Here is a 7,432-nt window from a genome sequence, read left to right on the forward strand (position 1 = left end):
GCCGATGAGGCGCGGACGGCAGATCGCCGAATTGATCGGATGGTCCGCGGTCGCGGGAATGGGCGCCGTGATGCTGTCCCAGGCCGCCGGTGTGGACGGGACGCGAGCTCTGTCGAGCGCACAGGCGCTCACACCGTTCGGGATCCCGATCGTCGTGGGCGTCGCGGCAGGTGCCGTGTGGCGTCGCTCCCACACGCTCGCCGTCGCTTCGGCCTCGGTCGGGATCGCGGCACTCCTGCTGGCGGCACCGATCGTGTTCCCGGCGGGGCAGGATCCGGTGCGGGCGGACGCCGCCGGTCTCCGCGCGGCATCGATCAACCTGCTGTACAGCAACCCGTCGGTGGATCTGTTGGCCGACGACCTCCTCCGGCGTGATCCCGACGTGATCGTGTTCAGTGAGTACACCGTGCCGCACCAGCAGACTCTGCTCGCCCACGCCCTCGCCGATCGCTATCCGTATCGGATCGACCACGCGCTCCGAGGCGCGGGCGGGATGGCGATGTGGTCGAAGTTCCCGCTCACCGAATCGTCCCAGCCGGAGACCTCGCGCCGAGTCATCGAGGCCGACCTCGACGGCCCCGACGGACCGATCCTCGTCCTCGGCGTGCATCCGCCCACGCCGATCCACGACCATGATGCGTGGTCCGCGGACCTCGACGCACTCGGGGACCGGGCGGGCGACGCCGCCGTTCCGACGTTGATGATCGGCGACTTCAACGCCTCGTACTGGAACCCGGTGTTCCGATCCCTCCTGGACCACGACCTCGTCGATGCCCACATCGCACACGGACGTGGATGGTCACCCTCGTGGCCCACCGACGAGCTCGTTCCACCGTTCGTGCGTCTCGATCACGCGCTCACCGGCAACGGTCTCGTCTCGACCGATGTCGATGACTTCGAGGTGCCCGGCAGCGATCACGCCGGCTTCGTGGTGACGGTCAAGCCTGCGGAGAACTGAGCGCGGCGAGCAGACCGCGGAATGCGCGCCCGCGGTGCGAGATCGCATTCTTCGCATCGGCGTCCAACTCGGAGAACGTCGCTCCCCCACCCTCGGTGGGCACGAAGATCGCGTCGTAGCCGAAACCTCCGTCGCCGCGCTCGGCGGTGGCGATCGATCCAGGACAGACCCCTTCGATCGCGAGTTCCCGGCCGTCGGGCCAACGCACGAGCGCAACGGTCTTGAACGCGGCCGACCGGTCCTCGACCCCGTCGAGCTCGGCGAGCATCTTGTGGCGGTTGTCGGCGTAGCTGCAGCCCTCACCGGCGTAGCGTGCGGTGTAGACCCCGGGTGCTCCGCCGAGGGCGTCGACCTCGAGGCCGGTGTCGTCGGCGACGGCGGGAAGTCCCGTCGCCTCGACGATCGCCACCGCCTTCAATCGAGCGTTACCGACGAGCGTGTCCGCGTCCTCGACCACGTCCGGTACCTCGGCGGGGCGCGGGAGCAATTCGACGACCCCGTCCAGCAACTGCGCGATTTCGGCGACCTTGTCCGGATTGGCCGACGCGCAGACCAGTTGCGGAAGGTCGCTCACCGCTGCGCCGGACGAGCCGTCGGTGGGGTCGCCAGCAGGTCGGCCTGCATCGATGCGATGGTCGTCAAGGCACCCTCGGCCAGTCCGAGCAGTGCGTCGAGTTCGGATCGGGAGAACGCCATCCCCTCGGCCGTGCCCTGCACTTCGACGAAGCGCGCCTCGCCCGTCGGCCGCCCGTCGGTGTTGTCCTGCAACATCACGACGTTCATGTCGACCTCGGCCGCGAAGTCCTCGACGTACGGGAGGTCGAGGATCGGGTTCCCGTCGACGATTCCCACGCTGATCGCGCTGCAGAACGAGTGGAGCGGGTTCCGGGCGAGGTCGCCACGATCGACCACGCGCTGGAGCGCATCGTGGAGTGCGATGAAACCACCGCAGATGCTGGCGGTGCGGGTTCCGCCGTCGGCCTGGAGCACGTCGCAGTCGACGGTGACCTGTCGCTCGCCGAGGACCTTCATGTCACACGCAGCGCGCAGCGACCGAGCGATCAGACGCTGGATCTCGACGGTGCGGCCGCTCTGTTTGCCCTTCGCGGCTTCGCGGTTGATCCGTTCGGGCGAGGCACCGGGGAGCATCGAGTACTCGGCGGTGACCCAGCCCTTGCCGGAGTTGCGCATCCAACGGGGGACGTCATCGTCGACGCTGGCGGTGCAGAGCACGCGGGTCTGTCCGAAGCTGACGAGCACGGAGCCCTCGGCCATCTCGGTGAAGTCCCGTTCGAAGGTGATCGGGCGGAGTTCGTCGGCGCTGCGGCCGTCTGGTCTCGTCATGTCCGAGAACCTACCGGCCGCGGCCGAGCGTCATCCCGACGTCGATGGCCAGGGCTCGGTGTGATCGAGTTCGGGGCCGAGCAGACGGCCGCCGAGTTCACGGAACACGTCGATGTCGCCGCTGGATGCGAACCGGTGTGCTCCCTGACGATCGTCCTCTCGCAGCAGACCGGCTTCGCCGAGACGGCGGCGGACAGCGAATGCCGTCTCGTCGGCGGAACTCACCAGGGTGACGCCGTGACCCATCACCTCGCCGATCGTGCGGGCGAGGAACGGATAGTGGGTGCATCCGAGGAGCAGCGCATCGACATCCGCGGCGACGAGCGGCGCCAGCAGCCGCTCGGCGAGCACGGTCACCTCATCGCCGGTCGTCTTGCCGCGTTCCACGAACTCGACGAATCCGGGGCAGGCAGCGCTCGTCAGGCTGACCGGCACGCCGGTCTCGGCGATCGCGTGCGGATACGCACCGGAGGAGACGGTGCCGACGGTGCCGATGACACCGACGCGGCCCGTCGTGGTGGTCGCGACGAGAGCTTTCACCCCGGGCGTGATGACGTCGATGACGGGGACGTCGATCGCCGCACGGACCTCGTCGAGCCCTGCCGCTGTGGCGGTGTTGCAGGCGACGACGATCGCCTTGGCGCCGTAGTCGTCGACGAGGCTCCGGGTGATCTCGGTGGCGAACCCCCGCACGTCGTCCAGCGGTTTCGATCCGTACGGGTACCGACCGGTGTCACCGATGTAGACGAGGTCTTCCGACGGGAGCAGGTCGATCATCGCCCGGGCGACGGTCAGCCCGCCGAACCCCGAATCGAACATCCCGATCGGCCCGCTCATCGGCCGACAGGGTACTGCCCCTCTCGACACCGGGAGCTTCTCGACCGATGCCCGTCACGGATGTGAGCTCCGGGCCGGACAGCGACTCAGGCGCTCCGGTCCTGCGGCTTCTCCTCCCGGTCGGCCGCGCGTGCCCGCACGCCGATCGGCGCGGTGACGCGGAACCCGAGCAGATGACGGTCCTCTTCCGACTCGCCGGCCCAGTATCCGTACTCCCGGTTGTTCCGTGCCGCTGTTCGACATTCGTCGAGTACGGGGCAACCGTCGCACAGGCGCTTCGCCTTTTCCTGCCGGCGAATTCGAGCCTGCGGACGTTCCGCCTTCCGGGCGAAGAACAGCTCCAGCCGACCACGGCACGCGGCGTGCATTTTCCAGTCGCCGTTCGAGGACCCCGGCGCGCCGGCTCCGGCGGTGCCGTCGAGGAGTTGGAGTGGTGAAGTCGCCATCAGCCTTCCTTTCGACTGCGCCTCGGGTGTGTCCCGATGCGGATCGCAGCATTTTAGTATCGTTTACTTTACTTTAGCTCTGGTCAGCGCGCTTTCATGTCGCGTCGCGTAACGTGCGCTTCGTGGATGACGACGCCGAGCCGACGCTGGAGCTGCAGTCCGCGGCAGACGCCCTCGGCGTGCACTACCAGACCGCATACCGGTGGGTGCGGAACGGACAGCTACCCGCCCAGCTGACGGCGGGGAAGTATCGAATCTCTGCCCGCGACGTCGCCGAAATGAGGGCGAGTCGTCAACGCCCGCAGGCACCGAAGGCACCCAGCCCGGCGCGCTTGCACCGCCAGTCGACGCACATGCACGAGGTTCTGCTGGCGGGCGACGAGTACGCGGTGCGCAAGATCGCGCGCAGCCTCGTCGATGAGGGGACGACGATCCTCGAACTCGTCGAATCGGTCATCGCCCCGCCGCTCCGGGCGATCGGAGAGGCGTGGGCCGACGGGAGCGTGACGATCTCGGTCGAGCATCGTGCGTCCGCGATCGTCGAGCGGGTCCTCGGCGACCTGCTTCCCAACCCTCGCGGTCGTCGAAAGGGCACCGTCGTCGTGGCGGCGATCACCGGTGATCTGCACTCTCTGCCGACCACGATGGCGGCCGTTGCGCTTCGAGAGGCGAACTGGCGCGTCCACCACCTCGGGGCGCACACTCCGGGCGAGGAACTCCTGGCGTTCTGTGCCTCCCGCGAGGAGGTCGACGTGGCCGTGATCTCGCTGACCAGCCCGGAGGTACGGACGCGGGCCGAACGGGCCGCCGTCAGAATCCGCAAGTCGGGGACACCCACCCTCGTCGGCGGTGCGGGCCGGACACTCAGCGACCTCCTCGAGGAGGTCCAGGGTGCGGTCGACGGCAGGGTCGGCCGACGAGAACCTCAGAAGTAGATGATCTTCTCGGCTGCCGCCTCGGCATCGTCGAGATCGTCGGTGTACGCGCCGGTCGACAGGTACTTCCAGCCGCCGTCGCTGACGACGAACACGATCGTGCCCGATTCGATCTGACCGGCGACCTTCGCGGCGCCGGCCAATGCAGCTCCCGCCGAGATTCCGGCGAAGATGCCGCACTCGTTGACGAGACGGCGTGTCCATTCGATCGACTCGCGGGGTCGCACCACGCGCTTGCGGTCGAGCAGGTCGTACCCGTTCCAGTTCTCGAAGACGGGCGGGATGTAGCCCTCGCCGATGTTGCGCAGGCCCTCGACGCGCTCACCGAGCGGCGGCTCGACGGCGATGATCTGGATCGACGGGTCGTACTCCTTGAGGAACGTCCCGGTCCCCATGAGGGTGCCGCTCGTGCCGAGGCCGGCGACGAAGTGGGTGATCTCGGGAGCATCACGCACGATCTCCGGACCGGTTCCCTCGTAGTGCGCCCGGGGGTTCGAGTCGTTGGCGTACTGGTACGGGAAGAACCAGTCGGGGTTCTCGGCCGCGAGCGTCTTCGCACGTGCGACCGCTCCGTTCGAGCCCTCCTCCCCCGGCGTGAGGATGATCTCGGCGCCGAAGATCTCCAGCATCTGGCGACGCTCGATCGACACCGAGGTCGGCATCATGATCTTGATCGGATAGCCCTTCAGCTGCGCGATCGCAGCGAGCGCGATGCCGGTGTTGCCCGACGACGGCTCGAGGATCGTCTGACCGGGCTGCAACCGGCCGTCGGCTTCGGCCGATTCGATCATCAGCTTGGCGATGCGGTCCTTCACCGAACCGAACGGGTTCTGCATCTCCATCTTCGCCAGGATCCGCACGTCGGGGTTCGGCGACAGGTTCGAGACATCGACGAGTGGCGTGTTGCCGACCATGTCGAGCACGCCGGCATGCCGCGTTGCAGGAGCGGCGATCGACGGAGCCGGGGCGGTGGATGGGTTCGGAATCGCGCTCATCGTGGGGTCCAACGTGGAGGTCGAGGTCGCTATTCCGACAATTCCGATCTCCTTCGTCGGGATTCTACCGACGGTCGATCGCAAGTCCGACCCGGCCGCCCCGATGGAGGCCCGGGCAACGTCAGTCGGCTTCCGACCGCACCGCGAGCCCGAGCAGCGCCACGCAGGCGAGTACCACCACGATCTCGGGGAACACCGACAGCTGTGCCTCGGGCGACGGATTGAGCCCCGACATGTCGACGAAGCCGAACCAGCCGGACTCGGTCCGGGCGACGAAGAACGCGAGCAGGGAGATCCCTCCCCAGAGGACGCCCAGAGCCGGACCTGCGATCCTGGCGACGACGGGCAGCCCGGCGACGAACATCGGGACGACGAGACCGGCCGCGATGAACACGGACCCGATGGCGTTCAGCAGGAACTGGGTGCCGATGTTGCCGACCGGGATGTCGGAGTAGCCGTCGTTGTAGAGCGAGAGGTGCGCGTAGCCGGCGATCAGCGCAGCCACCGCGGCAACGACCCGGAGGATTCGGGAGAGGTCCATACACGGTGTTCGTCACCGTTGCCGCGCTGGATCATCTCGGCATCCGAGACGTGAACGGATCGGTCGGTCAGATGACGACGATCGGCTCGGACACGATCTCGCCGGCGACGATGCGATAGCTGCGTACCTCGGGCGCCTCGCGCTTGAGGCTGACGATCACGTAATGCCAAGCGGGCGAGACCGCGGCATCGACGTCGGTCGGGCTCGGGTACGGCTCGGAGTGCGTGTGGGAATGCACCACCGAGTTGATCTCCCACCCTCGATCGTCCGCGTCGACCTCGGCACGCATGAAGTCCTTCGGGTTCACGGTGTAGATTCGCGCGGAACGTTCGTCGTTGTGGCACGGGTAGAAGACCCGGCCGACATCGCCCGGGCCACCCTCGGCCGACAACGGACCCGCGATGAGCCCGCACGCCTCGAGCGGGTACTCGTCGAGCGCCAGGCCGACCAGTTGGGCGTACACGTCGCTGGTGACCTCGAACACGGTCGAGAGCGTAGCGATCGACGCGTGTCGGTACCCTCGCTCGTCTGATGGCGAAGAAGGGCAAGAAGACCAAGAAGGCGAAGCCGACCGACGGCACGCAGCTGATCGCCAGCTACAAGCGCGCCTACCGCGACTACGACATCCTCGACACCTACGAGGCCGGGATGGTGCTCACCGGGAGCGAGGTCAAGAGCCTGCGCGAGGGAAACGCCCAGATCGCCGAGGGGTACGCCCGCGTGCGTCGCGGTGAGATGTGGATCGACGGCATCCACATCCCCCCGTACACCAACGCGATCGGCTTCGGAGCCCACGACCCCGACCGCGAACGCAAGCTGCTCCTCAATCGCGCCGAGATCGACAAACTCGACATGCGCACCGCCCAGGGCGGACTGACGATCGTGCCGTTGCGCCTCTACTGGAAGGGCGGACGGGCGAAGATGGAACTCGGTCTGGCGAGGGGTCGGACGAAGGGCGACAAGCGTCAGAACCTGGCCGAGCGCGACGCCGACCGCGAGATGGAGACCGCCTTCAACCGGGCGAACAAGTACGGGACCTAGACGCGTTCGGGCCCCGCACATCGCTGTGCGGGGCCCGAATGGGGAGTTGACGAACCGGAGTCCACCTCTCGGCGAGGTGGGCTCGTTCGGCCGTGGTCAGCTCGTGGCGGCGACGATGCCGGTCGACAGCAGCAGCGCTGCCATCGGCATGTGCTGGCCGGCCGCACGGAGGTCCGTGAAGGCAGCCGGGTCACCGGCGACGAAGTCGTCGATGGCGAGTGTCAGCGTCCGCACGTGCTCCTCGAGTCCGGGGATCAGATCGTCGGGCGAGATCTCGCCCCCGGTGATCTCCTCGAAGAATGCACCTGCTGCCTCCTGGTAACCCTCCAGGTCGG

10 protein-coding genes and 1 pseudogene are annotated in these 7,432 nt (G+C 67.7%); 3 read left to right on the forward strand and 8 right to left on the reverse strand.

Annotation, left to right across the window (positions count from 1 at the left end):
• Positions 1 to 4: 4 nt before the first annotated feature.
• Positions 5 to 958 carry an endonuclease/exonuclease/phosphatase family protein gene (locus ON45_RS09235; protein ID WP_040493364.1) on the forward strand — a complete coding sequence of 318 codons (954 nt, stop codon included), beginning with the start codon at positions 5 to 7 and terminating at the stop codon, positions 956 to 958.
• On the opposite strand, the gene rdgB is transcribed toward ON45_RS09235, so the two are convergent.
• From rdgB to ON45_RS09260, 4 genes are all read right to left on the reverse strand, one after another.
• Positions 939 to 1,532: an RdgB/HAM1 family non-canonical purine NTP pyrophosphatase gene (rdgB, locus tag ON45_RS09240; protein ID WP_040493365.1), complete on the reverse strand. Its 594-nt coding sequence runs from the start codon at positions 1,530 to 1,532 to the stop codon at positions 939 to 941. The two genes, ON45_RS09235 and rdgB, sit on opposite strands and share 20 nt — an antisense overlap.
• On the reverse strand, positions 1,529 to 2,302 hold the full coding sequence (gene rph, locus ON45_RS09245) for a ribonuclease PH (protein ID WP_040493366.1): 774 nt from the start codon (positions 2,300 to 2,302) through the stop codon (positions 1,529 to 1,531). Before rph ends, rdgB begins: the two co-directional genes overlap by 4 nt.
• Before the next feature lie 30 nt (positions 2,303 to 2,332).
• Entirely contained in the window at positions 2,333 to 3,139 is an 807-nt protein-coding gene (murI, locus tag ON45_RS09250) for a glutamate racemase (RefSeq protein WP_040493367.1), read from the reverse strand.
• Between the two features lie 86 nt (positions 3,140 to 3,225).
• Positions 3,226 to 3,585, reverse strand: coding sequence for a WhiB family transcriptional regulator (locus ON45_RS09260; RefSeq protein ID WP_051062794.1), 360 nt, complete (start codon positions 3,583 to 3,585; stop codon positions 3,226 to 3,228).
• A gap of 122 nt (positions 3,586 to 3,707) precedes the next feature.
• On the opposite strand from ON45_RS09260, the gene ON45_RS09265 reads away from it, so the two are divergent.
• Positions 3,708 to 4,520 carry a cobalamin-dependent protein gene (locus tag ON45_RS09265; RefSeq protein ID WP_040493369.1) on the forward strand — a complete coding sequence of 271 codons (813 nt, stop codon included), beginning with the start codon at positions 3,708 to 3,710 and terminating at the stop codon, positions 4,518 to 4,520.
• Here the strand turns inward: ON45_RS09265 and ON45_RS09270 are convergent.
• The 3 genes from ON45_RS09270 to ON45_RS09280 all read right to left on the reverse strand — a co-directional run bounded on the left by ON45_RS09270 (position 4,511) and on the right by ON45_RS09280 (position 6,540).
• On the reverse strand, positions 4,511 to 5,515 hold the full coding sequence (locus ON45_RS09270; RefSeq protein WP_051062795.1) for a PLP-dependent cysteine synthase family protein: 1,005 nt from the start codon (positions 5,513 to 5,515) through the stop codon (positions 4,511 to 4,513). The two genes, ON45_RS09265 and ON45_RS09270, sit on opposite strands and share 10 nt — an antisense overlap.
• 121 nt (positions 5,516 to 5,636) lie before the next feature.
• Positions 5,637 to 6,056 (reverse strand): hypothetical protein, encoded by a 420-nt coding sequence (locus tag ON45_RS09275; RefSeq protein WP_040493370.1) that lies wholly within the window; start codon positions 6,054 to 6,056, stop codon positions 5,637 to 5,639.
• A 67-nt stretch (positions 6,057 to 6,123) separates the two neighbouring features.
• A complete protein-coding gene (locus ON45_RS09280; RefSeq protein WP_040493371.1) occupies positions 6,124 to 6,540 on the reverse strand; it encodes a M67 family metallopeptidase in 417 nt (138 codons plus the stop codon).
• Positions 6,541 to 6,587: 47 nt separating this feature from the next.
• Here ON45_RS09280 and smpB point away from each other — a divergent pair, with 47 nt between their 5' ends.
• Entirely contained in the window at positions 6,588 to 7,097 is a 510-nt protein-coding gene (gene smpB / locus ON45_RS09285) for an SsrA-binding protein SmpB (protein WP_051062796.1), read from the forward strand.
• A 96-nt stretch (positions 7,098 to 7,193) separates the two neighbouring features.
• Here the strand turns inward: smpB and ON45_RS23050 are convergent.
• Positions 7,194 to 7,432: pseudogene (locus ON45_RS23050) on the reverse strand (hypothetical protein); the annotation flags it as partial.

Source organism: Ilumatobacter nonamiensis YM16-303 (assembly GCF_000350145.1).
Classification (GTDB): Bacteria; Actinomycetota; Acidimicrobiia; order Acidimicrobiales; family Ilumatobacteraceae; genus Ilumatobacter_A; species Ilumatobacter_A nonamiensis.

What these genes read in the sequence shown, in the direction of transcription:
- ON45_RS09235 (WP_040493364.1), top strand. Translation starts at nt 5, where the DNA reads ATGAGGCGCGGACGGCAGATCGCCGAATTGATCGGATGGTCCGCGGTC.
- rph (WP_040493366.1), bottom strand. Translation starts at nt 2,302, where the DNA reads ATGACGAGACCAGACGGCCGCAGCGCCGACGAACTCCGCCCGATCACC.
- murI (WP_040493367.1), bottom strand. Translation starts at nt 3,139, where the DNA reads ATGAGCGGGCCGATCGGGATGTTCGATTCGGGGTTCGGCGGGCTGACC.
- ON45_RS09260 (WP_051062794.1), bottom strand. Translation starts at nt 3,585, where the DNA reads ATGGCGACTTCACCACTCCAACTCCTCGACGGCACCGCCGGAGCCGGC.
- ON45_RS09270 (WP_051062795.1), bottom strand. Translation starts at nt 5,515, where the DNA reads ATGAGCGCGATTCCGAACCCATCCACCGCCCCGGCTCCGTCGATCGCC.
- ON45_RS09275 (WP_040493370.1), bottom strand. Translation starts at nt 6,056, where the DNA reads ATGGACCTCTCCCGAATCCTCCGGGTCGTTGCCGCGGTGGCTGCGCTG.
- smpB (WP_051062796.1), top strand. Translation starts at nt 6,588, where the DNA reads ATGGCGAAGAAGGGCAAGAAGACCAAGAAGGCGAAGCCGACCGACGGC.